Source organism: Actinocorallia lasiicapitis, from assembly GCF_054778695.1.
Genome location: NZ_BAAGZI010000668.1, coordinates 1 through 1,718, shown reverse-complemented (window position 1 = coordinate 1,718; position 1,718 = coordinate 1). Strand labels below are relative to the sequence as shown.

Here is a 1,718-nt window from a genome sequence, read left to right as displayed (position 1 = left end):
CTCGACCGGGCGGCCCCCACCCTGCTCACCCCGCACGCGGGCGAGCTGTCCCGGCTGATCGGCGTCGACCGGGCCGAGATCGAGGCGCGACGCCTGTACTACGCGCGGCGGGCGGCGCGGGAGCTGAACGCGACGGTCCTGCTCAAGGGCTCCACCACGCTGGTCGCGACGCGCGGCGAACCCGTCCGCGTCAATCTGACCGGCACCCCGTGGCTGGCGGCCGCCCGCACCGGCGACGTCCTGTCGGGCCTGGCCGGGGCGCTGCTGGCGACCGGGCTGTCCGCCCCGGAGGCGGCGGCGACCGCGGCCCATCTGCACGGCCTCGCCGGGCGGCTCGCCGCCTACCCCGACCCGGCCGAATCGCCCAACCCGATCACCGCGTGGGACGTCCTGACGCATCTGCGGGACGCGTTCCGGCTGCTGCCCTGACGGCCACGCCGTGTGACGAGCCGCACGTCGCGAACCTCGTGGCGTGGGCTTTCGTCTTATCAGAAGTGGCAGACTTGGTTGGTATGGGAATTCCGACGCGGGCTTTCGTCGACCTCGCGGCCATCGGCCAGAACGTGGGCGTCGTGCGGCAGGCCGCGGGCGGCGCCGAGGCGATGGCCATGGTCAAGGCCGACGCCTACGGGCACGGCGCGGTTAGGTCGGGCCGGGCGGCGCTGGCCGGCGGCGCGACCTGGCTCGGCACCGCCTTCCTCACCGAGGCGCTGGAGCTGCGCGCCCACGGCATCGACGCGCCGATCATGGTCGCGGTCTGCCCGCCGGGCGACGACTACCGGGCGGCCGTCGCCCAGGGGATCGATCTGGGCTGCGGCGCGACGGGGCTGCTGAAGGAGATCGTCACCGCCGCCGAGGCGGCCGGGAAGACCGCCCGGATCCAGCTCGCCGTCGACACCGGGATGACGCGCGGCGGCGCGTCGCTCCAGCAGTGGCCCGAGCTGGTGGAGGCCGCGCTGAAGGCCGAGGCCGCGGGAGCCGTGGAGATCGTCGGCCTCTGGTCGCACTTCGCGTGCGCCGACGAGCCCGACCACCCTTCGGTGCGCCGCCAGATCAAGCACTTCAAAGAGGCCGTGGAGCTGGCCGAACGGGCCGGGGCCCGGCCGCTGATCCGCCATCTCGCCAACTCGGCGGGCGCCCTGCACCTGCCGGAGGCCCGCTGGGATCTGGTCCGCCCCGGCATCGCGATCTACGGGCTCGACCCGTCGCCGCAGCTTCCCACCGAGGCGCTGCGGCCCGCGATGACCGTCACCTCGACGGTCGCGTTGACCAAGCGGGTCGGGGCGGGCGAAGGTGTGTCGTACGGTCATCTCTATACGACGCGCCGCGACACGAACGTCGCGCTGATCCCCGCCGGTTACGCCGACGGGGTGCCCAGGAACGGCAGCAATCTGCTGGAGCTGCTGGCCGGCGGGGCGCGCAGGACGGTGGCGGGCCGGGTCTGCATGGACCAGTTCGTGATCGACCTCGGCGACGACGAGCTGAGCGCGGGCGATGAGGTGATCCTCTTCGGGCCCGGCGACCGGGGCGAGCCGACCGCGCAGGAGTGGGCGGACCGCACCGGCAGCATCTCCTACGAGATCGTGACGAGAATCGGCGGCCGCGTGCCGCGCGTTTACGTGGGGGGCTGATGGACGTCAAACGCAAGCGCAGGCTCGGCATCGCCGGAGCGGTCGCCGGGCTCGGCGCGGCGGGCATCGGCGCGGCCGTCGCGGCCC

General features: G+C 74.2%; 2 protein-coding genes. Both read left to right on the top strand.

Annotated elements, in window-relative coordinates:
• On the top strand, window positions 1-429 hold a 429-nt coding region (locus tag ACYVE7_RS33575), incomplete at its 5' end, for an ADP-dependent NAD(P)H-hydrate dehydratase (protein ID WP_460370546.1).
• Between the two features lie 83 nt (window positions 430-512).
• Complete coding sequence (alr, locus tag ACYVE7_RS33570; protein ID WP_460370544.1) at window positions 513-1,631, top strand: alanine racemase; 1,119 nt, start codon at window positions 513-515, stop codon at window positions 1,629-1,631.
• Window positions 1,632-1,718 lie beyond the last annotated feature (87 nt).